This window comes from Ideonella sp. B508-1 (genome assembly GCF_000333615.1).
Taxonomy (GTDB): domain Bacteria; phylum Pseudomonadota; class Gammaproteobacteria; order Burkholderiales; family Burkholderiaceae_C; genus Ideonella.
Map to the genome: position 1 here is coordinate 1 of NZ_BADL01000002.1, position 21,244 is coordinate 21,244.

Below are 21,244 nucleotides of genomic sequence, written 5' to 3' on the forward strand. Positions count from 1 at the left end.
GCCGAGCGGCGTTTGCCGGGTGGTCCATGGGCCAGGTCAACCTGTCCCGCCTGACCCCGGCCCTGGTGCTGAAGTATTCGGAGACCGCGACGCTGGACCCCTACAGCCTGCCGGGCGCCGCCATGGCCGCCCTGTTCGACGAGATGGTGGCCACCGCGGCCATCATGGGCCAGAGCTGAAGGGCCGCGCCCAGCCTGGTGGCACCGCCCCTCAGACGGTGGCGCCGGGGCTCAGGCGGAACAGCGGCACCAGCAGCCGGGTCGGGAACTCGGTGAGGGCGTCGTTGTAGGCCTGCACGGCCTGGTTGAAGGTCTGCCGGCCGAAGCCCACCTGGCCGTTGAAGTCTTCCAGCTGCAGACGGGCGCGCATGGCGTCCTCGCGGTCCTCGGCCTCGGGGTGCTGTTCCAGCAGGGCCTGCAGCCGGGCCAGGGGCGACGCCATCTCGCGCTCGGCCGCCGCCCAGGCCTGCACCGCCTCGGCCGCATGGGGGCGGATGCGCACCGCCAGCGCCGCCTCGCGCTGGCGGGCCTGGGCCTGTTCCAGCGCCTGCAGACTGCCCGCCTCGTGCTGCAGGATGTCACGCACCGCCGCGATCAGCATGTCCAGCGCGGCCGCCCGGCGCATCAGGACATCGTCCAGCTGGCCCCAGGCCTGGGCCACGCCGGTGCGCAGCCGCGACAGCCGCCCCCAGGCCCCCACCATCCAGAACAGCAGCATCAGCAGCAGGGCCAGCTCCAGCAGCGAGGTGCCCCAGTGGGTCCGGAAGCCCTCGGTGACCACCGGCTCGTCCAGTGGCGGCCAGGCCAGGGAGGCCGCCAGATCCGGCGGCAGGCCCTGGGCCGGGGCGGAGGCGGTGTCGCTGTCCATCAGACGCCCTGCCCTTGGCCCTGGTCTTGCGCCGCCACCCAAGCCGCGTGCCCCTGGGCCCGCAGCTGACAGGACGGGCATTCGCCGCAGCCATAGCCCCAGGCATGGCGGTGACCGCGGTCACCCAGGTAGCAGGTGTGGGTGTGTTCGACGATCAGCGCGTTCAGGCGTTCGCCCCCCAGCTGGTCCGACAGGGCCCAGGTCTGGGCCTTGGTCAGGAACATCAGCGGCGTGTCCAGCGTCATCGGGCTGTCCAGGCCCAGGCTGAGCGCCACCTGCAGGGCCTTGAGCGTGTTGTCGCGGCAGTCGGGGTAGCCGGAGTAGTCGGTCTCGCACATGCCACCCACCAGCACGCTGGCGCCGCGCCGGTAGGCCAGCGTGGCGGCAAAGGTCAGGAACAGCAGGTTGCGGCCCGGCACGAAGGTGTTGGGCAGGCCGTTGGCCTGCAACTCGATGGCCCGCTCGCTGGTCAGCGCGGTGTCGGAGATCTGGCCCAGCAGGGACAGGTCCAGCAGATGGTCCTCGCCCAGGCGCTCGGCCCAGGCCGGGAACTGCGCAGCCAGCTCGCGCCGCACGGTCTGGCGGCAGTCCAGCTCGATCTTGTGGCGCTGGCCATAGTCGAAACCCAGGGTCTCGACCCGGGCGAAGCGCGCCAGGGCCCAGGGCAGGCAGACGGTGGAGTCCTGGCCACCGGAGAAAAGCACCAGGGCCGTGCGCGGATCGACGGGCGAAAGGGAATCATGCGAAGTCATGGCGCGAATTGTGCCGCGCCAGACTGGGCGCGCTCANCTCGGCCTCGCTCACCACGCCATAGCGCAGGCCCAGCTGCTGANGGTAGCGGCGGTAGGCCAGCGACATGCGGTCCACGGGGATCGACATCTCCATGCCCGGCACCAGCGGCAGGCGCAGCGGGATCTGGTGTTCGACGATGGGCTGGTCCTGCAGGAAGATGGTGTCCTGGAACTGGCGCAGCTCGGCGTCGCTGCTCTCGAAGTTGGTCATCGCCAGGATGATCCAGGCCCGGGTGCGGGTCTCGGTCATGGGCTGCAGGTGCAGGCTGATGGCCTCGTGGAAGCCGGCCATGGCCTCGGGCACCTTGGTCAGGATGGCGGTGAGCGGCCGCACCACCCGGTAGGTGTACTCGACCATGCTGCCGCTGTCCGACAGCTTGTTCGACTGCGGCTGCCAGGCCTGGCACTGCACCGCCCGCACGCCGCTGCCGTAGACCGGGTCGTCGAAGCTCTGCACCTCGTAGTCCGGGATCTCGGGGCGGGTCTTCTCGCCCAGGATGTCGGTGTGCACCCAGGCGAAGTGCGACATGTCCAGAAAGTTCTCGACCAGGCGCGGACCGCTGGCCCCCACCTCGTAGGGGCCGCACCAGACCTTGCGCAGGCGCTCGTCGGCGAACTCGGGAAAGGGCAGCACGTCCTGCGCCGGGGTGCCCAGGCAGACCCAGACCAGGCCGTAACGCTCCTGCACCGCGTAGGTGGTGACGCGGCCGGTCATTCGCTCCGGCGTCAGCTCGGGCATGGCCGGGATGTGCTTGCACTGGCCGTCCTCGCCGAAGATCCAGCCGTGGTACGGGCAGGTCACGCCATCGGACTGCAGCGTGCCCATCGAGAGCTTCATGCCACGGTGGGGGCAGCGGTCCTCCCAGGCGTGCAGGCGGCCGTCCTGGCTGCGCCAGACCAGCACATGGGTGTCCAGCAGCAGGGTGGCCGTCTGCTGGCCCGGCGCCAGCTCGGCCGCGATGGCCACCGGATGCCAGTCGTTGATCAGCACAGGGTCACGCAGCGGGGCAGTCATCGGGTTTCCTTGGAACAGAGGCAACAGCAAAGCCCGCTTTGTACCGAGCCGGCGCGGCCGATGTAAGGGGCCGGGCGCAATGGCCTGTTCCATCTGTGGAACACTGACGGCCATGATCGACATCCGGCTGGTCGAGCACTTCGTGCTGTTGATAACCCATGGCAGCCTGACCCGGGCCGAAGCCGAGAGCGGCGTGCCCAAGGCCACGCTGAGCCGGCAGATCGCCCGGCTGGAGGCCGAGCTGGGCATGCCGCTGTTCGTGCGCACGCCGCGGCGCATGGTGCCCACCGAGGCCGCGCAGACCTACCTGCTGCACTGCCGCCAGGTGCTGGCCGAGCTGGGTGCCGGGCTGGACCAGGCCCGGGTGGCGGTGCAGAACCTGGCCGAGGGGCTGTCGGGCGACCTGCGGGTGCTGACCAGCAACTACTTCAGCACCTCCTTCGTCTGCCAGGTGCTGAAAGCCTTTGCCGAGCGCCACCCGCAGGTGAGCTGCCACCTGGATCTGGCCGGCGACGGCCTGCAGGACCTGCCCGAGGGCGTGGACTGCTATGTCTGCACCCACCTGCCGCGCCACCCGCACCTGGTGGCCAAGCGCCTGGGCCGGCTGGCCTACGGCCTCTTTGCCAGCCCGCGCTACCTGCGCCAGCACGGCCTGCCCGCCCAGCCGGACGAGCTCAGGCGCCACCGCAGCATCTGGCTGGACAGTCCGGGCAGCAAGCCGGTCTGGTCGCTGATGTCGCGCGAGGGCGCCTGCGAGGTGGCGCTGGAGCGCCCCACCACCACCAACGACCCCTGGGTGCAGAAGACCTTTGCCTTGGACGGCTTCGGCATCGCCCTGCTGCCGGACTATTTCTGCCGCCCCGAGCTGGAGACCGGCGCGCTGCTGCCGGTGCTGCCGGACTGGCGGCCGCGGCCGATGCCGGTCTACGGCGTCTACCCGAAGCAGCGGGCCGTGGGCAAGAAGCTGGCCGCCCTGCTGGAGGTGATGGCCGACTGCTTCGCCCGCATCGACACGCTGCAGGTCTACGCGGGCCGGCGGCGCTGAGTCCGGCGCCCGCAGGGCGCGCCCTCAGTCTTTCAGCAGCGCCTGCCCCGCCGCCAGCGCGGCCTGACCTTCGGGCGTGGCCAGCACCTGGGCCAGCGGGCGGGCCTCGGCCGGCACCGGCTGCGTGGGGTCTTCGCTCGGTGCGTTCTGCAGCGGCCGCTGGAAGTGGCCGATGTCGTGCCAGCGCCCGAGCTTGAAGCCGGCCCGCCGGTACACGCCCACGGGCTGGAAGCCCATGGCCGCATGCAAGCCTTCGCTGCCCGGATTGGGCAGGGTGATGCCGGCCATGGCCTGCTCGAAGCCCTGCAGGCGCAGCAGGCCCAGCAGCGCGGTGTAGAGCGCCCGGCCGTCGCCGCGGCGGCGGCGTTCGGGCAGGCTGTAGACGCTGGTCATGACCGACCAGCGGTAGCTGGGCCGCTCGGCGTAGGCGCCGGCGTAGGCATAGCCCAGCACCCGGCCATCGGCCCCTTCATGCACCAGCCAGGCCCAGCGCGACAGGGCTTTGGCAATGCGTGAGGCCATCTCGGCCGCATCGGGCGGCGCCAACTCGAAGGAGACGGGCGTCTCCAGCACATAGGGCCGGTAGATCGCCGCCAGCGCCGCGGCATCGGCCTGGGTGGCGGGGCGCAAGTGTCCGGGCATGGTCCGCGGAAGGCGGCGCTCAGGCCCGGGTCTCGCCCTGGCCCAGCACGATCCACTTCATCGAGGTCAGCCCCTCCAGCCCCACCGGCCCGCGGGCGTGGAACTTGTCGGTGCTGATGCCGATCTCGGCGCCCAGACCGTACTCGAAGCCATCGGCAAAGCGGGTGCTGGCGTTGACCATCACGCTGGCCGAATCGACCTCGCGCAGAAAGCGCATCGCGTTCGGGTGGTTGGTGGTCAGGATGGCGTCGGTGTGGTGGCTGCCGTGGCGGTTGATGTGCTCGATGGCCTCGTCCAGGCTGGCCACCACCTTCACGCTGATGATGGGCGCCAGGTATTCGGTGGCCCAGTCTTCTTCGCTGGCCTCGGCCAGCTTGGCGCCCGGCACGTCCGACAGGATGGCGCGGGCTGCCGGGTCGCAGCGCATCTCCACGCCCTTGGCGGCGAAGATGGCGCCGATCTGCGGCAGGAAGGCCGCGGCGCTCTGCGCGTGCACCAGCAGCGACTCGGTGGCGTTGCAGGGGCTGTACTTCTGGGTCTTGGCGTTGTCGGTCACCACCAGGGCCTGGGCGATGTCGACCTCGGCGTCCACATAGGTGTGGCAGTTGCCGTCCAGGTGCTTGATGACTGGCACCCTGGCCTCGGCGCTGATGCGTTCGATCAGGCCCTTGCCGCCGCGCGGGATGATCACGTCCACATACTCGGGCATGGCAATCAGGCGGCCGACGGCGGCGCGGTCGGTGGTCTCCACCAGCTGCACCGCGGTGGCCGGCAGGCCGGCCTGGGTCAGGGCCTGCTGCACCAGCTTCCACAGCGCCAGATTGGAATGGATGGCCTCGGAGCCGCCGCGCAGGATGCAGGCGTTGCCGCTCTTGATGGCCAGCGAGGCGGCCTCGATGGTCACGTTGGGCCGGCTCTCGTAGATCATGCCGAACACGCCCAGCGGCACCCGCATCTGGCCCACGCTGATGCCGGTGGGGCGACGCTTGACGCCGGTGATCTCGCCGATCGGGTCGGGCATGGCGGCCAGTTGCTCGCAGCCCTCGGCCACGGTGGCCAGCACCTTGGGCGTCAGGCGCAGGCGGTCCACCATCGGCGCGGCCAGGCCGGCGGCCTCGGCGGCGGCGATGTCGCGGGCGTTGTCCGCCTGCAGGGCCTCGGTCTGCTCACGCAGCAGGCGCGCCAGGGCCAGCAGGGTGTCGTTCTTGGCGCGCGTGCCGGCGCGGGCCATGGCGGTGGCGGCCGCGCGGGCGGCCTGCCCCAGCTGGGCCATGTAGGCGGGGATGTCGGGCGTGCTCATGGGGTCGATTATCCCGCCGCGCCGGTGGCGGCGGCCAGCGTGGGGTCGACCCAGGCCAGCACGATCAGCCACAGCGGGATGACCGCGATGCAGGCCACGGTGGACAGCACGTTGACGGCGGTGGTCTCGGCCTCCAGCGTGCGGTAGCGCTGGGAGAACATCATCGAGTTGCTGCCCGCCGGCAGGCTGGCCAGCAGCACCAGCACGGCCAGCGGCACGCCGGCCAGGCCGAAGCCCCAGTGCGCCACGCCCAGCACCAGCGCGGGCAGCAGCAGCAGCTTGACGAGGCTGAGCGCGATGGCGCCGCCCAGGCGCTCGGGCAGGCCCAGGTAGGCCAGCGACATGCCGATCAGCGTCAGGCACAGCGGCACCACCGCCGAGCCCAGCAACTGCAGGGTGTCGTCCACCGGGGCCGGCAGGCCCCAACCGGTCAGGTTCCAGGCCAGGCCGGCCAGCACCGGCAGCACGACCGGGTGGATCACCGTGTTGCGCAGGGTGCCCAGCAGCACCCGGCCCAGGTGGGCGTCCTCGCCCGCATGCTCGCGCGCCAGGTCCAGCTCCACCAGCGTGGTGCACACCGTCAGCAGGGTCAGCGCATGCACGCTCACCAGGGTGAGGTGCAGGCCCAGGCCGGTCTCGCCCAGCACGCCGGCCACCACCGGGATGCCGATCTGCACCGAATTGCCGAAGGTGGCCGTGATGGCCCGCACCGCCGGCGCGGCGGCCGGCAGACCCAGCCGACCGCGACGCGCACGCTGCACCGCGTAGACCGCCAGCATCACCGCCAGCACCGGGCCGAAAAAAGCCGCCAGCATGCCCCAGGGCAGGTGGGCCAGATCCACCCGCGCGGTGGTGCGGAAGAACAGGGCCGGCGCGAACAAATAGAAGGCGGTGTTGGCCAGCACCCGGGCCGGGTCCACCTGCGCGTCGCCCAGCCAGCGGGTGCGCCCCACCACCCAGCCCAGGCCCGCGACGAGGACGATGGCGAGCAGCTTGAACAGGATGGGCCAGGTCATGGGCAGGGAGGGAGCCGGGGCATGACCCCAAAGGCCCGCCACGATACACAGTCCCGTCACGGCCCGCTGGCGCAAGGTCTCGCAAGGTCACGGACAGCCCGACACACCCGACCGACGCGACTTGTCACACAGCACTCAGCTTCGAGCCGGCGAAAACCGTCACGCTGTCGACATGTGCGGCTTCTAGATTGCCGGGCTGTCCCACGGTGCTGACGCCGTGGTCCCGCCACAAGCACGGACAAGCATTGACATGAATACCCCACAGATCTCCCGCCGCCGCCTCATCCAAGCCATGGCCGGCGCCCCGCTGCTGCCCCTGGCCTCCTCGCTGGCATCGGCCGGCCTGCTGACCGCCTGCGGCAACGGCAGCGACAGCCCCAACTTCGTGAGCGCCTCCTTCTCCAGCATGGCGGCTCCGACCCTGGCCACGCCGGAGAACATGGCCACCACCTACACCACCTCCTCGCTGGTGGCCACTTTCGACGACAAGAGCACCCGCAGCTTCACGCTGGCCTACCAGCCCTTCTTCATCACCGGCACCGAGGTGTCCGACGGCAAGGGCGGCACCCTGATCGCCGGCGGCTACTACGACATCCACAACCAGCCCATCATCGACCGCTCGGTGGCCGGCTCGGAGCGCCAGTTCTTCTCGGACTGCCCGGACGGCTCCTCGCTGCTGACCGTGGACGGCGCCAGCGTCTCCGGGGTCAAGGGCAACACCGTCTTCGCCGTGGTGCAGTTCGAATACACCACCCGCAACCAGGCCCTGGTGTCCATGTACGGGCTGCTGCCCTCGCCCATCGCCGTGCTGACCCTGGACCAGGACAAGGACACCGGCAAGCTGAGCCTGGTGAAGTACCACAACGTGGACACCTCGGGCGTCAAGGGCCTGTGGATCACCTGCGGCGCCAGCCTGTCGCCCTGGGGCACCCACCTGTCCTCGGAAGAGTATGAGCCGGATGCCTTCAACCAAGGCGCCAACGGCAGCACCCTGGCCACCCTGCAAGGCTTCAGCCAGAACCTGTTCGGCAACAGCAGCACCGCCAGCCCCTACGATTACGGCCACCTGCCGGAAGTCACCGTCAACAAGGACGGCACGGCCAGCATCGCCAAGCACTACTGCATGGGCCGCATCTCGCACGAGCTGGTGCAGGTCATGGGCGACAACCGCACCGTGCTGATGGGCGACGACGCCACCAACGGCGGCCTGTTCATGTTCGTGGCCGACAAGGAGAAGGACCTCTCCTCCGGCACGCTGTACGTGGCCAAGTACACCACCGAGCTGAACGCCACCTCCAGCGCCAGCATCAGCTGGATCAAGCTGGGCTCGGCCACCAGCGCCGAGATCCAGGCCCTGGTGGCCGGCGGCATCCAGGCCAGCGACATCATGGAATCGCTGACCACCGACCCGGCCGACAGCAGCTACACCAAGATCGTCCTCAGCAAGAAGACGCTGTGGGTGAAGGTCAAGCCGGGCATGGAGAAGGCCGCGGCCTTCCTGGAGACCCACCGCTGCGCCGCGATGATGGGCGGCAGCCTGTCCTTCACCAAGATGGAAGGCACGACGGTCAACCTGAAGGACAAGAAGGCCTACTCCGCCATCTCGGCCATCAAGGACTCGATGGTCACCGGCAAGAGCGGCAACGTCCCGGCCCTGAACGTGAACTTCCCGGCCGCGATCAACTCCGGCGGCGTGCTGGAGCACACCATGACCTCCGGCGTGAAGGACAGCGGCGGCACGGCCATCAACAGCGAATGGGTGCCGGTGAGCTCGCAGTTCATCCCGGCGCTGCTGGGCGAGGACCTGGCCACCGCCGATGCCCTGGGCAACCTGGCCAACGCCGACAAGGTCGCCAACCCGGACAACCTGAAGTTCTCGGAAGAGATGCGCACCCTGTTCATCGGCGAGGACAGCGGCATGCACGTCAACAACTTCCTGTGGGCCTACAACGTGGACAGCAAGACGCTCAGCCGCGTGCTGTCCACCCCGTCGGGCGCGGAATCCACCGGCCTGCATGCCGTGGACAAGATCAACGGCTGGACCTACGTGATGAGCAACTTCCAGCACCCGGGTGACTGGGAATCGCCGCTGCACGACATCGTCAAGCCGACGCTGGATCCGCTGGTGCGTGCCAACTACGACGACCGCTTCGGCGCCGCCGTGGGCTATCTGACCGCCACCAGCGCGCAGATCCAACTGTCGAAGTAAGCCGCAAGGCACACGGGCCGGTCATGGACCGGCCCGTGCATGGGAGGAGTTCTCCGTCTTGGGCCACCCGCCGTCCGGCGCGTGGCCTTTTTTCATGGGCGCGCCCTCACTCGGCTGTGGTGGTCTTACGAGCGGCCTTCTTGGCCGGCGCCTTGGGTGCCCTCGGCTCGAACTCGAAGCCCACCTTGCCTTCCTTCTTGTCGTAGGCCAGGAAGGCCTTGAACTTGCGGCGGGTCTTGTTGGAGACGAAGTTCTCCAGCAGGTCGGTCTTGCCGGTGGTCAGCAGCTTGGTGAACTGGGCCCGGTCGACCGGCTGGGTCAGGATGACCTTGCCGCTCTTGAAGTCGCAGGTCACATGCGCACCCACCGCGTGCTCGCAGACGTAGTTGGCGCCGTGCTCGTAGACATGGCCCTGGCACTTGGGGCAGGCGCCCAGGCTCTCCTGGCCGGAGAAGTCCACGGGCTCGCCTTCCTCGGCCTGCTGTGCGTCCTCGCCGAAGTCGAACTCCAGCTTCCAGTTCTTCAGCTCCTCGTCGCGCACCAGGCGCAGCTCGGCGGTGAAGGGCCAACCTGCCTTGGAGCGGAAGCCCTCCAGCGGGCCGATGTGCTTGTCGCGCAGGAACTGCTCCACCTCGGGCAGCTCGAAGCTGCGGCCAGCCGGGATCTTGGTCATCGAGAAGCCGCAGCCCTCGGCCTCCCCGGAAGCCCCGGTGCAGGTGAAGCGGCGGTAGTTCTCCTTGACCACGCCGCCGCAGTTCGGGCAGGGCGTCTTGAGCGTGGCGTAGTCGCCCGGGATGGTGTCGCGGTCGTATTCCTTGGCCTTCTTGACGATGCGCTCGGCCATCGCCGCGATGTCCTGCATGAAGCGCTCGCGCGAGAGCTTGCCCTGCTCCATCTCGGCGAGCTGGTATTCCCAGTTGCCGGTCAGCTCGGGCTTGGTCAGGTCCTCCACACCCAGGCCGCGCAGCAGGGTCATCAGCTGGAAGGCCTTGGCCGTGGGCATCAGCTCGCGGCCCTCGCGCAGCATGTACTTCTCGGTGATCAGGCCTTCGATGATGGCCGCGCGGGTGGCTGGCGTGCCCAGGCCCTTCTCGGCCATGGCCTCGCGCAGCTCGTCGTCGTCGATCAGCTTGCCCGCGCCCTCCATGGCCGACAGCAGCGTGGCTTCGGTGTAGCGGGCCGGCGGCTTGGTGCGCAGGGCGGCCAGGGCCACCTCCTCGGTCACCACGCCCTCGCCGGGCTGCACCGGCACCAGGTTGGCGTCCTCGTCCTGGGCTTCCTTGCCATAGACGGCCAGCCAGCCGGGGTTGACCAGCACCTTGCCGTTGGTCTGGAACTGGTGCGTCGTGCCGCTTGCCACCGGCACCTTGGTGATGCGGGTGGTGACCATGTACTCGGCCGAGGGGAAGAAGATGCCAATGAAGCGCTTGACCACCAGGTCATAGAGCTTGGCCTCGGCCTCGGTCAGGCTCCTGGGCGCCTGCAGCGTGGGGATGATGGCGAAGTGGTCCGACACCTTGGCGTTGTCGAAGACGCGCTTGCTGGGCTTGATATAGCCCTCCTTGAGGCCCTTGCGGGCGTGCTGGGTCAGGTGCTGCAGCGGGCCGGGCAGGTCCTCCTCGGCCAGCATGCCGAAGGTCTGCTTGACCACGCTGAGGTAGTCCTCGGGCAGGTGGCGCGAATCCGTCCGCGGGTAGGTCAGCACCTTGTGCTTTTCATACAGGGCCTGGGCCAGCGACAGCGTGGTCTTGGCCGAGAAGCCGAAGCGGCTGTTGGCCTCGCGCTGCAGCGTGGTCAGGTCGTACAGGCCCGGGCAGGCCTGGCTGCTGGGCTTGGCCTCCTCGGTGACGGTGGCGCTGCGGCCGCGCACGGCCTCGACGATGGCCTGGGCATCGGCCTCGTTCCAGAGCCGGTCGGCGCGCTTGTCGGCGTCGTTCGGGTCCTTCTTGAAGGCCGGGTCGAACCACTTGCCCTCGTACACCCCGGCCTGGGCGCCGAACTCGGCCTTGATCTCCCAGTAGTCGCGCGGCACGTGCTTGCGGATCTTCTCCTCGCGCTCGACGACGATGGACAGCGTGGGCGTCTGCACCCGGCCGACGGTGGTCAGGAAAAAGCCGCCGTCGCGCGAATTGAAGGCGGTCATGGCGCGGGTGCCGTTGATGCCCACCAGCCAATCGGCCTCGGAGCGGCTGCGCGCCGCGTCGGCCAGGCCCAGCATCTGCTCGTTGCTGCGCAGCTTGTCGAAGCCGTCGCGGATGGCCTGCGGCGTCATGCTCTGCAGCCACAGGCGCCGCACCGGCTTGTCGATCGGGCCCTTGGCACCGCCGGCGTACTGGACGATCAGGCGGAAGATCAGTTCCCCTTCGCGCCCCGCGTCACAGGCGTTGATCAGCTCGGTCACGTCCTTGCGCTTGACCAGCTTGACCACCGCGGTGAGCCGCGCCTTGGCCTTGTCGATGGGCGCCAGGTCGAAGTGCGGTGGCACCACCGGCAGGTTGGCGAAGCTCCATTTGCCGCGCTTGACGTCGTAGTCGTCCGGCGCCTTGATCTCCACCAGGTGGCCGACCGCCGAAGTGACCACGTAGCGGTCGTTCTCGAAATGGTCGGCCAGTTTTTCGAACTTGCCGGCCACCGGCGTCAGCGCCCGGACGATGTCCTGCGCCACGCTGGGCTTTTCCGCAATGATCAGTGACTTGCTCATCGGTCTTGTCGTGTCTGTCGGGTCGGCCTCGGGCCATGCCTACAATCAGCCCGTCCCACGCGTGCACGCGCACGCGCGCTCATGATTTCAATGTACCCAATGAAGCCTGCCATGCAAGCGAAAGCCCCGCGCACCGCCTCCGCCGCCTCCGGGCGACGCATCCAGGTCCGCCGCAGCGGGGTGCATGGCAAGGGCGTGTTCGCGCTGCAGGCCATCGAGCCGGGCGAGGTGCTGATCGAGTACACCGGGGACCGCATCGACTGGGACGAGGCCCTGCGTCGCCATCCGCACGATCCCTCCAACCCCGAGCACACCTTTTACTTCCAGCTGCGCACCGGCGAGGTGATCGATGCGCTGTACGGCGGCAACGCCTCGCGCTGGATCAACCACGCCTGCGACCCGAACTGCGAGGCCGAAGAAACGAAGGACGGCCGGGTGTTCATCAAGGCCCTGCGCCCCATCGCCCCGGGCGAGGAACTCTCCTACGACTACGGCCTGACCATCGACGAGCGCTACACCCCGGCGCTGAAAAAACGCTACGAATGCCGCTGCGGTGCGCCGGAATGCCGGCACACGATGCTCAGCCCCAAGCGCCGCGCCGCGCGCTGACCCTGAGGTTCCCCGATGGCATCCTCCCCGACGACCCCGAGCAACCCCGCAGACCGCCACAGCACCTGGGGCATCCACGCCCTGTGGGAAGAGCTGCAGGGCAACCTGCCCGATCTTTCCATCGAGGTGGTGGACCGGCTGGATTCCACCAACGGCGCGCTGATGGACCGGCTGCGCCAGCTGACCCAGGCCGCCCAGGGCCGTCCGCTGCGCGCCAGCGACCTGGCCCCCTCGCTGCTGGTGGCCGTGCAGCAGACCCATGGCCGTGGCCGCCTGGGCCGCAGCTGGGAATCCCTGCCCGGTGCCTCGCTCACCTTCTCGCTGAGCCTGCCCATCGAGCGCCCGGACTGGTCCGGCCTGTCGCTGGCCGTGGGCCTGGCGGTGGCCACCGCGCTGGACCCGGCCGGCACCCAGCTGGGCCTGAAGTGGCCCAACGACCTCTGGCGCCTGGACGCCCCCGGCCAGGGCCGCAAGCTGGGTGGCATCCTGATCGAGGGCATGCAGGTGGCCGACCGTCGCATGGCGGTGATCGGCATCGGCCTGAACATCCTGCCGCTGGCCATGCCCGAGCAGGTGGCCTCGCTCAGCGAGTTCCTGCCCGGCCTGGACGCACCGCAGGTGCTGGCCCGGGTGATGCCGGAGCTGGCCCGGGTGCTGGTGCGCTTCGAGCGCGAAGGCTTCGGGGGGCTGGCCTCGGCCTACGCGGCGCGGGACCTGCTGCGCGGTCACACGGTCACCACCACCGACCCGGCCTGCCCGCAGGGCGAGGCCCAGGGCGTGGCCGAGGATGGCGCCCTGCTGGTGCAGCGCGAGGGTGCGCTGCACCGCATCGTCAGCGGCGAAGTGAGCGTGCGCCCCCTGCCCCCTGCCGCCTGAGATGCTGCGTGCGTTGTTGATCGCCCTGGTGCTGGCCAACCTGGCGGTCTGGGCCTGGCGCCAACCTGCCGTGGCCCACGCCCTGAGTCTGCCCGGCCCCGACAGCCAACGCGCCCCGGATCGCCTGAGCCGCCAGATCAACCCGCAGGCCGTGCGATTGGTGCACGCCAGCGCCACCGCACCCGCCCCCTCGCCGTCCGCGGCACCGGCGGCCCTGCCCGCGTCAGCCGCCTCGGCACCGCTGAACTCGGCCTGCCTGCAGGCCGGCCCCCTGTCCGACACCGCCTTGGCGCCGGCCGTGGCCCAGCTCCAGGCCCTGGGCCTGACCAACGGACAATGGCAGGACGGACGTCAGGAGAGCGGTGGCCGCTGGATCGTGGTGATGGGGCCCTACAAGACCCCGGACCAGCTGCAGAAGAAGCAGCAGGAACTCCGGGGCCTCAAGATCGCGGCGGACGAACTGGTCAACCACCCGCGGCTGAGCCCGGGCCTGTCCCTGGGTCAGTTCGCCAGCCCGACCGAGGCGCAAGCCCGCCTGGCCCAGGTCAGCCGCCAGGGCGCGCACAGCGCCCGGGTGGAAGTGCTGGTGCCCGCCCGCGTGGCGCACCTGCTGCGGGTCACCTCGCTCAGCGCCGAGCAGGTCAGCCGGCTCAGCGCCCCGGGCGATGGGCCGCGCTGGCAGGCCTGCGACGCCACGCCCTGAGCCCCAAGCCCGAACGCCAGAAGAAGGCCTGCCGGCCAGTTCGGACAGGCCCAGGGGCATCAGCTGGCCACGGTCGACCCACAGACCCCGCCCCCGCGCCCGCAGGTGTCGTTGCCGTCCACCGTGGCCCAAGCCAGCACAGGGTTGCCCTTGACCGGGCTGCAAGCCAAGCGCCGGGCATGAAAAAAGGGGGCCGAAGCCCCCTTCTTCGTGTGGTCTGTCGCGCCGACTCAGGCGGACCGGCGACGCAGCAACAGGCCCAGGGCCAGCAGGCCGCCCTGCCACCACAAGCCCAGGGGCCCGCCGCCGCCCCCGGACGTGTTGCCCGAGGTGATGGTGAGCGTCTGGGCCGTGCTGGAGGAGACGCCCCGGCTGTCGGTGACGGTGAGCGTGACGGTCACGCTGCCCACGGCGCTGGTCACCAGCGTGGCTGTGCTGCCGGTGGTGCTGCCCGAGAAGCTGGCCAGGCTGCTGCCCGAGGTGATGGCCCAGCTGTAGCTGACGACGGAGGCACCGTTCTGCCCGGCGGAGCCCGAGCCGTCCAGCGTCACGTTGGTGCCGGGGGCCACGCTGGAGGCCGACAGCGTGAAGCTGGCCGTGGGCGGCGTGAGCGCGGCCACCGCGGTGAGGGCCGCCGAAGCATCGAGCATCCCGGCCCCGCAGGTCGAGGTGGTGCAGTAGCACTCATCCTGCTGGGTGCTGCCGGAGGGCGCCTGACAGGTGCCGATGCCGGAACTGCCCCCCGTGGTCGGGAAGGCCCTGGCGCTCGATTGCAACAGACTCTTGACGGTGGCCGGCGTGAGGTTGCTGTCCATCGAAAACATCAGCGCCGCCGTCCCGGACACCATGGGCGCCGCAAAGCTCGTGCCGATGGCGTAGTTCGTGGCGTCCGAATAGGTGCTGTTGCCAGGGGTGGTCGTTCCGTCGTTCGTGGTGCTGAGGATGGAGTAGGCGCACAGCGTGCCGCTGCCGCAGTTGCCGCCCGGCGCGCTGATCGCCACCGCCGAGCCCAGGCTGGAGTAGCCCGCCTTGGTGCCCACGTGACGCACGGCCCCCACGGCGATGACGCCGGTGCAATTGGCCGGCGCACCGGCAGCCACACTCTCGTTGCCCGCCGCGGCCACGACGACCGCGCCCGCAGCGTTCACCTCGCTCACAGCCTCCTGGTAGGCGGACGAGCAAGTGCCGGTGGCCCCCAGGCTCATGTTGAGCACCTTGGCCGGATGGGTGTTGGTGGGCACCCCCGGCACGCTCAGGCCGGCGGCCCAGAGCATGCCGGCGATGATGTCGGAGTCCGCCCCCCCGCACTTGCCCAGCACCCGCACCGGCAGGATGGAGACATTCGGTGCCACGCTGGCCATGCCCAGACCGTTGTCGCTGGCCGCGCCGATGATGCCGGCCACCTGGGTGCCGTGCCAGCTGCTGCCCTCCACCGTGCAACCCGAGAAGGTGCTGGTGGCGGCGTCGGCGCTGGTGATCCAGTCCCCGGGGTCGCTCGGGTCGCTGTCCCGCCCATCGCCGTCATTGGCCACGGTGGGATCCGTGATGAAGTCGTAGCCCTGAACCAGCTTGCCCGCGAAATCCGGATGTTCCGGCCGGATGCCGGTGTCCAGCACCGCCACCACGACATTGCTGCCGGTGGCCTGGGCCCAGGCGCCAGGGCCGTTGATGGCCGACACATAGGTGGACGTGGGCGCCCGCAGATACCACTGGCCGGCGGTCAGATTGCTGAGCGAGGGGCTCAGGTTGTCCGGGAAGAGCGGATCGTTGGGCGCGGTGGCGGAGGTGATGAAGCGCCGGCCATCGACCACCGCCCATTCCACCTCGCTGTCCTGGGCCAGGCGCTGGGCCAGGGCAGCGCTGCCCAGGCTGCTGGACTTGAGCACCTGCATGCGCTCGCTCAGGGCCCGCCCATCGGTCAGCGCGATGCCCAGGCGTGCGCTCATGTGGCTGGCCGCCTGCACGCCGACCGAGCCGGCCGAGGCCGACTGTGCGGAGGCGCGGCTGGAGGACAGCGCGCTGGCATTGCTGCGGAACTTGACGATGACACGTCCCGTGTCCGCCACGCCGCTGGGCTGGCGGTGGACATGGACGGCCTCCGTCGCCTGGGTCGGCACGGCCATCAAGCCGGCGATCAAGGACAAGGCCGCCAGCAACAGGTTTCTCTTCAACATGGGCTCCTCGATGGAAGGTTGGGGTCCCGGCGTGGTCACCTCAAACCGCACCAGTCTAGACCGAGAAGGTTTGCTGCGACGTGTCCAACAGCCCCTGCCTCACCGCGGAAATGCCAGTTTTCGCACCAAGAACAACGCCCCGGCACCTGGCGGCACCGGGGCGTTGTCGGTCAGACGGACGGCGGGTCCGCCAGGATCACTTGGCGATCACGCGGGCCATTTCCAGGCACTTGTTCGAGTAGCCCCACTCGTTGTCGTACCAGGCCACGACCTTGACGAAGGTCTTGTCCAGGGCGATGCCGGCCTCGGCATCGAAGACCGAGGTCATGGCCTCGCCGCGGAAGTCGGTGGAGACCACCTTGTCCTCGGTGTAGCCCAGCACGCCCTTCATCGCGCCCTGGCTGGCCGCCTTCATCGCCGCACAGATGTCGTCGTACGAGGCTTCGGTGTTCAGCTCGACCGTCAGGTCCACCACCGACACGTCGGAGGTGGGCACCCGGAAGGACATGCCGGTGAGCTTCTTGTTGAGCTCGGGGATCACCACGCCCACGGCCTTGGCGGCGCCGGTGCTGCTGGGGATGATGTTTTCCAGGATGCCGCGGCCACCGCGCCAGTCCTTGTTGGACGGGCCGTCCACGGTCTTCTGGGTGGCGGTGGCGGCGTGCACGGTGGTCATCAGGCCGCGCTTGATGCCGAAGGTGTCGTTGAGCACCTTGGCCACCGGGGCCAGGCAGTTGGTGGTGCAGCTGGCGTTGGAGATGATGGCCTGGCCGGCGTAGGTGGTGTCATTCACGCCGTAGACGAACATCGGGGTGTCGTCCTTGGACGGGGCCGACATGATGACCTTCTTGGCGCCAGCCTTCAGGTGCTTCTCGGCGGTTTCCTTGGTCAGGAACAGGCCGGTCGATTCGATCACCACCTCGGCGCCGACCTCATCCCACTTCAGCTCGGCCGGGTCCTTGACGGCGGACAGGCGGATCTTCTTGCCGTTGACGATCAGGTTCGAGCCCTCGACCGAGACCTCGCCCTTGAAGCGGCCGTGCACGCTGTCGTACTTCAGCATGTAGGCCAGGTAGTCGGGCTCCAGCAGGTCGTTGATGCCGACGATCTCGATGTCGTTGGCGAAGTTCTGCACCGCAGCGCGGAACACCATGCGGCCGATGCGGCCGAAGCCGTTGATACCGATCTTGATGGTCATGGGGATCTCTCCGAGTCAGTAAGGTTGAAATAACAGCGGAATCGATCGGCGATGGCTTACTTGGCCAGCACCTTGCGCACGGTCAGCGCGATGTTCTCGGCGGTGAAGCCGAAGAGCTTGAACAGCTCGCCGGCGGGAGCGGATTCGCCGAAGCGGTCCAGGCCCACCACGGCGGCGCAGCCGTACTTCCACCAGAAGTCGGTCACGCCGGCCTCGACGGCGATGCGCGGCAGCTTGGGCGGCAGCACGGCCTTCTTGTAGTCCAGGTCCTGGCGGTCGAACACGGTGGTCGAGGGCATGGAGACCACGCGCACCGGGATCTTCTTCTTGGCCAGCTCTTCCTGGGCGCGCAGCGCCAGCTGCACCTCGGAGCCGGTGGCGATGATGACCGCCTTGGCCGCCTTCTTCAGGCCGACCTCGCTGGGCTCGGACAGGATGTAGGCGCCGCGGGTGATCACGTCGGCGTCGGTCTTGGGCAGGTAGGGCAGGTTCTGGCGCGAGAGCAACAGCGCGCTGGGGCGGTGCTTGTTGGCCAGGGCGATCGTCCAGGCCACCGCGGTCTCGGTGGTGTCGGCCGGGCGCCAGACGTCCAGGCCGGGGATCAGGCGCAGGCTGGCGGCATGCTCCACCGACTGGTGGGTCGGGCCGTCCTCGCCCAGGCCGATGGAGTCGTGGGTGAAGACGTGGATGACGCGCTTCTTCATCAGCGCGGCCATGCGGATGGCGTTGCGGCTGTAGTCGCTGAAGGTCAGGAAGGTGCCGCCGTAGGGGATGTAGCCTCCGTGCAGGGCCACGCCGTTCATGATGGCGGCCATGCCGAACTCGCGCACGCCGTAGTTGATGTGGCGGCCAATCTGGCCGGCCTCGGTCTTGACCACGGCGCCGGCCTCGTCCACGCGGAAGGCGGGGGTGCTGGGGGTGTTGGTCAGGTTGGAGCCGGTCAGGTCGGCCGAGCCGCCCAGCAGCTCGGGCAGGCGGGCGGTGAAGTGGCCCAGGGCGATCTGGCTGGCCTTGCGGCTGGCCACGGTCTCGGCTTTGTCATGGGCGTCGCCCACGGCATCGACGGCGATCTCGGCGAAATCGGCCGGCAGCTCGCCCGCCATGCGGCGCACGAACTCGGCGGCCAGTTCCGGGAAGGCGGTCTCGTAGGCGGCAAAGCGCTGGTCCCAGGCGGCCTGCGCGGCGGCGCCAGCGGCGGTGGCGTCCCAGCCAGCCTTCACGTCCGCCGGGATGGTGAAGGGCTCGGCCGACCAGCCCAGGGCGGCGCGGGTCAGACCGATTTCCTCGGCGCCCAGGGGCTCGCCGTGGGCCTTGGCGGTGCCGGCACGGTTGGGCGAACCGTGGCCGATGGCGGTCTTGCAGACGATCAGTGTGGGCTGGTCGGCGCTCAGCTTGGCCTGGGCGATGGCAGCGTCCACCGCGTCGACGTCATGGCCGTCCACCGGGCCGATGACGTTCCAGCCGTAGGCGGCAAAGCGCTGGGCGGTGTTGTCCACGAACCAGGGCGCCACCTTGCCGTCGATCGAGATGCCGTTGTCGTCGTACAGCGCGATCAGCTTGTTCAGCTTCCAGGCGCCGGCCAGGGCACAGGCCTCGTGGCTGATGCCTTCCATCATGCAGCCGTCACCCAGGAAGACGTAGGTGTGGTGGTCGACGATGGTGTGGCCGTCACGGTTGAACTCGGCGGCCAGCAGCTTCTCGGCCAGCGCCATGCCCACGGCGTTGGTCACGCCCTGGCCCAGCGGGCCGGTGGTGGTTTCCACGCCCGGGGTCACGTCCACTTCCGGGTGGCCCGGGGTCTGGCTGTGCAACTGGCGGAAGGCCTTGAGCTGATCCATCGGCAGGTCGTAGCCGGTCAGGTGCAGCAGGGCGTAGATCAGCATCGACGCATGACCGTTGGACAGCACGAAGCGGTCACGGTCGGCCCAGTGCGGCGCGGCGGGGTTGTGCTTGAGGTGGCGGGTCCACAGGGCCTGGGCCATCTCGGCCATGCCCATGGGCGCGCCGGGGTGACCGGAGTTGGCCTGCTGGACGGCGTCCATGGCCAGGGCGCGGATCGCGTTGGCCAGGGCGGAGGAAGTCAGGGCGGTGCTGCTGGGGGTGTCGGAAGGCATGGGGAGGAGCTTCGGATCTTCTGTGATGGGAGAGCCCGTGGGCAGCGGGAGAGCCGCAGACGAGCCGGCCTGGCAGGGAACTGGGTATTTTAGCGACCGGCCGATAATGCGCGGCCATGCAGGGCCTGCACCTCACCGCCGACCTGGTCGGCTGCCCCTCCACACAGCCTCGGATGACCGATGCGGACGCGCTGCGCCAGACCTGTCTGGCGGCCGTTGCGGCAGCGGGCCTGCAGGCGGTGGGCGAGCTGTTCCACCGCTTCAACCCGCACCCGGCGGTGGCCGGCCCCGCGGGCGTCACCGGCGTCGTGCTGCTGGCCGAATCCCATCTGGCGGTGCACACCTGGCCCGAGCGCGGCGCGGTGACGCTGGATGTCTATGTCTGCAATCTGGGCGAGGACAACTCGGCCCGGGCCGAAGCCCTGCTCGGCGCCCTGCTGGACGCCTTCCAACCCACCCGGCAGACCCTCCAGCGTCTGCACCGGGGTGTCGAGACCGAACGATGAGCCTGCCCCCCGCGCCGCCCCGCGCCCTGATCCTGGCCGCCGGCCGCGGCGAACGCATGCGCCCGCTGACCGACACCACGCCCAAGCCGCTGCTGGCGGTGCGCGGCCAGCCGCTGATCGTGCACCACCTGGTGGCGCTGGCCGCCGCGGGCGTGCGCGAGGTGGTGATCAACACCGCCTGGCTGGAAGACCAGTTCCCCGCTGCCCTGGGCGACGGCGCGCGCTGGGGCCTGAAGATCCATTACTCGATGGAAGGCCGCGACCACGGCGGCGCGCTGGAGACGGCCGGCGGCATCGCCAAGGCCCTGCCCTGGCTGGCGCCACGGGGCGAGGAGGCCTTCTGGGTGGTGTCGGGCGATGTGTTCCTGCCCGGCTTTCCCTTCGCGGCGACCGATGCGGCCGCCTTCGCCGCCAGCCCGCACTGGGCCCGGCTGTGGCTGGTGCCCAATGCCCCGCACCACCCGGGCGGCGATTTCGGCATCGATGCCCAGGGGCTGGCCACGCGGGCAGCGGCCGACAAGCTCACTTGGGCGAGCGTGGGCCTGTTCAAGCCGGGCTTGTTCGCCGACGTCGCGCCCGGCACCCGGCTGGCCCTGCGGCCCAAGCTGGAAGCGGCACTGGACGCCGGCCGGCTGGCGGCCAGCCGCTGGGACGGCCCCTGGGCCGACGTGGGCACGGTGGAGCGCCTGAACGGGCTCAACAGCGGGGGCTGAGCCCCGCCTGATCCTGGCCTCCCGCCCTCAGCCCATCGCCTCGATGCGCGCCGCTGCCGCGCACACCCGCTTGAGCATGCCGGCCCGCACCTCGGCCACATGGCCGTGGAACACCACGGTTGCGGTACTTGCCGATCTCCAGCAACTCGTTGAAGAAGGGGCGCTCGACCTTCTCGTTCTGCAGCAGCGCATCGATCATCTGCCGGTACGAATAGCTCACGCGGGTGCTGGTGGCCCGCTGCGGCACATCGAGATCCCGGGTCTTCAGGAAGTCCCGGATCAGGCGCTCCAGGTGCAGGAAGGCCTCCAGAAACTCGCCGGCCGGCCGGGTGTGGCCCGAGCCGCCGGGCACATTGGCGTCCTCCTGGTCCAGCACCTCGGCCGCCGCCTTCTGGTACTTCTTGGGATCGATGATGGTGACCACGAAGGCCAGCCCGGAGCTGACCGCGGCCAGGTCCACCCCGCCCCCCAGCCACTGCAGCCAGGCCGACACCGGATGCTCGGCCCGGTTCAGGTAGACGATGACCAGGCTGAGCACGATGGCCATGCCGGTGAGCCAGGCCAGCCAGGTCAGCCGACGGCGGTACTGGCTGCGCAGCGAGGCATGGATGTCCTCCAGCGAGTCGTCCTTCTCGCGCACCGCATCCATCAGCGAGAGCACCAGGGCGTAGCCGGTCAGCAGCAGCGCCACGAAGGCCGAGACACTTTGGGCCGCCGCGCTGAAGGTCCAGAAGATGTAGTCGGTGTTCATCGCGTGGGGGAGGG

At 69.6% G+C, this 21,244-nt stretch carries 18 protein-coding genes; 7 read left to right on the top strand and 11 right to left on the bottom strand.

Translation table 11 applies throughout. The annotated features are described in order from the left end of the window. Nucleotides 1–210 precede the first annotated feature (210 nt). From I73_RS00010 to I73_RS25035, 3 genes are read right to left on the bottom strand one after another with little or no spacing between them, the layout of a single operon-like run. Entirely contained in the window at nt 211–867 is a 657-nt protein-coding gene (locus I73_RS00010; RefSeq protein ID WP_022978737.1) for a LemA family protein, read from the bottom strand. Then, nucleotides 867–1,619: a 7-cyano-7-deazaguanine synthase QueC gene (gene queC, locus I73_RS00015; RefSeq protein ID WP_022978738.1), complete on the bottom strand. Its 753-nt coding sequence runs from the start codon at nt 1,617–1,619 to the stop codon at nt 867–869. Before queC ends, I73_RS00010 begins: the two co-directional genes overlap by 1 nt. Next, nucleotides 1,606–2,673: an aromatic ring-hydroxylating dioxygenase subunit alpha gene (locus I73_RS25035; RefSeq protein WP_022978739.1), complete on the bottom strand. Its 1,068-nt coding sequence runs from the start codon at nt 2,671–2,673 to the stop codon at nt 1,606–1,608. Before I73_RS25035 ends, queC begins: the two co-directional genes overlap by 14 nt. Before the next feature lie 112 nt (nt 2,674–2,785). Here I73_RS25035 and I73_RS00025 point away from each other — a divergent pair, with 112 nt between their 5' ends. Then, nucleotides 2,786–3,718 carry a LysR family transcriptional regulator gene (locus tag I73_RS00025; protein ID WP_022978740.1) on the top strand — a complete coding sequence of 311 codons (933 nt, stop codon included), beginning with the start codon at nt 2,786–2,788 and terminating at the stop codon, nt 3,716–3,718. A 24-nt stretch (nt 3,719–3,742) separates the two neighbouring features. Here I73_RS00025 and I73_RS00030 read toward each other — a convergent pair whose 3' ends face one another. Genes I73_RS00030 through I73_RS00040 form a run of 3 tightly spaced genes read right to left on the bottom strand, consistent with a single transcriptional unit; the run spans nt 3,743 to nt 6,676 of the window. Next, entirely contained in the window at nt 3,743–4,348 is a 606-nt protein-coding gene (locus I73_RS00030; RefSeq protein ID WP_022978741.1) for a GNAT family N-acetyltransferase, read from the bottom strand. A 31-nt stretch (nt 4,349–4,379) separates the two neighbouring features. Beyond that, entirely contained in the window at nt 4,380–5,633 is a 1,254-nt protein-coding gene (locus I73_RS00035; RefSeq protein WP_374701932.1) for a glutamate-5-semialdehyde dehydrogenase, read from the bottom strand. Between the two features lie 35 nt (nt 5,634–5,668). Continuing rightward, a complete protein-coding gene (locus I73_RS00040) occupies nt 5,669–6,676 on the bottom strand; it encodes an AEC family transporter (RefSeq protein ID WP_022978743.1) in 1,008 nt (335 codons plus the stop codon). Between the two features lie 250 nt (nt 6,677–6,926). On the opposite strand from I73_RS00040, the gene I73_RS00045 reads away from it, so the two are divergent. Then, on the top strand, nt 6,927–8,885 hold the full coding sequence (locus tag I73_RS00045; protein ID WP_022978744.1) for a PhoX family phosphatase: 1,959 nt from the start codon (nt 6,927–6,929) through the stop codon (nt 8,883–8,885). A 106-nt stretch (nt 8,886–8,991) separates the two neighbouring features. On the opposite strand, the gene I73_RS00050 is transcribed toward I73_RS00045, so the two are convergent. After that, a complete protein-coding gene (locus I73_RS00050; RefSeq protein WP_022978745.1) occupies nt 8,992–11,586 on the bottom strand; it encodes a DNA topoisomerase III in 2,595 nt (864 codons plus the stop codon). Between the two features lie 111 nt (nt 11,587–11,697). Between I73_RS00050 and I73_RS00055 the strand changes: the two genes are divergently transcribed. The 3 genes from I73_RS00055 to I73_RS25040 are packed head-to-tail and all read left to right on the top strand — an operon-like array spanning nt 11,698 to nt 13,774. Next, entirely contained in the window at nt 11,698–12,195 is a 498-nt protein-coding gene (locus I73_RS00055) for an SET domain-containing protein (protein ID WP_022978746.1), read from the top strand. Nucleotides 12,196–12,210: 15 nt separating this feature from the next. Beyond that, on the top strand, nt 12,211–13,071 hold the full coding sequence (locus I73_RS00060; RefSeq protein ID WP_022978747.1) for a biotin--[acetyl-CoA-carboxylase] ligase: 861 nt from the start codon (nt 12,211–12,213) through the stop codon (nt 13,069–13,071). A 1-nt stretch (nt 13,072) separates the two neighbouring features. Next, a complete protein-coding gene (locus I73_RS25040) occupies nt 13,073–13,774 on the top strand; it encodes an SPOR domain-containing protein (protein ID WP_051048870.1) in 702 nt (233 codons plus the stop codon). A 230-nt stretch (nt 13,775–14,004) separates the two neighbouring features. On the opposite strand, the gene I73_RS25045 is transcribed toward I73_RS25040, so the two are convergent. The 3 genes from I73_RS25045 to tkt form a co-directional block, all read right to left on the bottom strand. Next, nucleotides 14,005–15,948: a S8 family serine peptidase gene (locus tag I73_RS25045; RefSeq protein WP_051048871.1), complete on the bottom strand. Its 1,944-nt coding sequence runs from the start codon at nt 15,946–15,948 to the stop codon at nt 14,005–14,007. Between the two features lie 196 nt (nt 15,949–16,144). Continuing rightward, nucleotides 16,145–17,146, bottom strand: a complete 1,002-nt coding sequence (gap, locus tag I73_RS00075) for a type I glyceraldehyde-3-phosphate dehydrogenase (protein ID WP_022978750.1) — start codon at nt 17,144–17,146, stop codon at nt 16,145–16,147. A 56-nt stretch (nt 17,147–17,202) separates the two neighbouring features. Further along, on the bottom strand, nt 17,203–19,260 hold the full coding sequence (gene tkt, locus I73_RS00080; protein ID WP_022978751.1) for a transketolase: 2,058 nt from the start codon (nt 19,258–19,260) through the stop codon (nt 17,203–17,205). A gap of 116 nt (nt 19,261–19,376) precedes the next feature. Between tkt and speD the strand changes: the two genes are divergently transcribed. Then, on the top strand, nt 19,377–19,766 hold the full coding sequence (gene speD, locus I73_RS25050) for an adenosylmethionine decarboxylase (protein WP_022978752.1): 390 nt from the start codon (nt 19,377–19,379) through the stop codon (nt 19,764–19,766). Continuing rightward, nucleotides 19,763–20,479 carry an N-acetylmuramate alpha-1-phosphate uridylyltransferase MurU gene (murU, locus tag I73_RS00090; RefSeq protein ID WP_022978753.1) on the top strand — a complete coding sequence of 239 codons (717 nt, stop codon included), beginning with the start codon at nt 19,763–19,765 and terminating at the stop codon, nt 20,477–20,479. The genes speD and murU overlap by 4 nt, the downstream gene beginning before the upstream one ends. Here murU and I73_RS00095 read toward each other — a convergent pair. After that, nucleotides 20,463–21,230, bottom strand: coding sequence for a hypothetical protein (locus I73_RS00095; RefSeq protein WP_022978754.1), 768 nt, complete (start codon nt 21,228–21,230; stop codon nt 20,463–20,465). The two genes, murU and I73_RS00095, sit on opposite strands and share 17 nt — an antisense overlap. Nucleotides 21,231–21,244: the final 14 nt, after the last annotated feature.

What these genes read in the sequence shown, in the direction of transcription:
- I73_RS00050 (WP_022978745.1), bottom strand. Translation starts at nt 11,586, where the DNA reads ATGAGCAAGTCACTGATCATTGCGGAAAAGCCCAGCGTGGCGCAGGAC.
- I73_RS25040 (WP_051048870.1), top strand. Translation starts at nt 13,073, where the DNA reads ATGCTGCGTGCGTTGTTGATCGCCCTGGTGCTGGCCAACCTGGCGGTC.
- I73_RS00045 (WP_022978744.1), top strand. Translation starts at nt 6,927, where the DNA reads ATGAATACCCCACAGATCTCCCGCCGCCGCCTCATCCAAGCCATGGCC.
- I73_RS00040 (WP_022978743.1), bottom strand. Translation starts at nt 6,676, where the DNA reads ATGACCTGGCCCATCCTGTTCAAGCTGCTCGCCATCGTCCTCGTCGCG.
- I73_RS00095 (WP_022978754.1), bottom strand. Translation starts at nt 21,230, where the DNA reads ATGAACACCGACTACATCTTCTGGACCTTCAGCGCGGCGGCCCAAAGT.
- I73_RS00055 (WP_022978746.1), top strand. Translation starts at nt 11,698, where the DNA reads ATGCAAGCGAAAGCCCCGCGCACCGCCTCCGCCGCCTCCGGGCGACGC.
- murU (WP_022978753.1), top strand. Translation starts at nt 19,763, where the DNA reads ATGAGCCTGCCCCCCGCGCCGCCCCGCGCCCTGATCCTGGCCGCCGGC.
- gap (WP_022978750.1), bottom strand. Translation starts at nt 17,146, where the DNA reads ATGACCATCAAGATCGGTATCAACGGCTTCGGCCGCATCGGCCGCATG.
- I73_RS00060 (WP_022978747.1), top strand. Translation starts at nt 12,211, where the DNA reads ATGGCATCCTCCCCGACGACCCCGAGCAACCCCGCAGACCGCCACAGC.
- I73_RS25045 (WP_051048871.1), bottom strand. Translation starts at nt 15,948, where the DNA reads ATGTTGAAGAGAAACCTGTTGCTGGCGGCCTTGTCCTTGATCGCCGGC.
- queC (WP_022978738.1), bottom strand. Translation starts at nt 1,619, where the DNA reads ATGACTTCGCATGATTCCCTTTCGCCCGTCGATCCGCGCACGGCCCTG.
- I73_RS00010 (WP_022978737.1), bottom strand. Translation starts at nt 867, where the DNA reads ATGGACAGCGACACCGCCTCCGCCCCGGCCCAGGGCCTGCCGCCGGAT.
- tkt (WP_022978751.1), bottom strand. Translation starts at nt 19,260, where the DNA reads ATGCCTTCCGACACCCCCAGCAGCACCGCCCTGACTTCCTCCGCCCTG.
- speD (WP_022978752.1), top strand. Translation starts at nt 19,377, where the DNA reads ATGCAGGGCCTGCACCTCACCGCCGACCTGGTCGGCTGCCCCTCCACA.
- I73_RS00025 (WP_022978740.1), top strand. Translation starts at nt 2,786, where the DNA reads ATGATCGACATCCGGCTGGTCGAGCACTTCGTGCTGTTGATAACCCAT.
- I73_RS00035 (WP_374701932.1), bottom strand. Translation starts at nt 5,633, where the DNA reads ATGGCCCAGCTGGGGCAGGCCGCCCGCGCGGCCGCCACCGCCATGGCC.